Raw genomic sequence first — 414 nt, forward strand, 5'->3', positions numbered from 1 at the left:
GAACACAAGTGTATGCTTGGATTTGATTCAGCAGAAGAAGCGAAAGAAGCTTATCAAGCATCATTTGGTAACGGTTGGAATGGATTTGACTCAATCCACGAATTGGATGTAAACTCATTCAAGGAGTGGTTGAAGGGTGATTGCTCTCAAGCATATGGAGCACTCAATAATCCTACTAATTCACCGAAGCAAGGTTGATATGGCGTGGAAAGCTTCGAAAAAACGAGAACGCCGCTCACCCGATAGAATCGGGCGCGGCAGTCCGATAATCCCATCCAACGCTATTGCGATGGCCTATCGTCGTGAGATGAAAGGTCTTTGCTATGCGATGATTGATGACTATCAGGCAGGCATTGCTGAGTGGCTTGAAAAGAAGCAGGGGAAAAAGTTCTTTGCGGAAGACTCTGGTGATTG

At 45.7% G+C, this 414-nt stretch carries 1 protein-coding gene; it reads left to right on the forward strand.

Features of this window, described 5'->3' with window-relative positions; all coding sequences use genetic code 11:
• On the forward strand, positions 1 to 198 hold a 198-nt coding region (locus Y887_RS20725), incomplete at its 5' end, for a pyrophosphatase-like OB fold-containing protein (protein ID WP_162199179.1).
• Positions 199 to 414 lie beyond the last annotated feature (216 nt).

Origin of the sequence: Xanthomonas pisi DSM 18956 (genome assembly GCF_001010415.1) — a bacterium.
GTDB classification, from domain to species: domain Bacteria; phylum Pseudomonadota; class Gammaproteobacteria; order Xanthomonadales; family Xanthomonadaceae; genus Xanthomonas; species Xanthomonas pisi.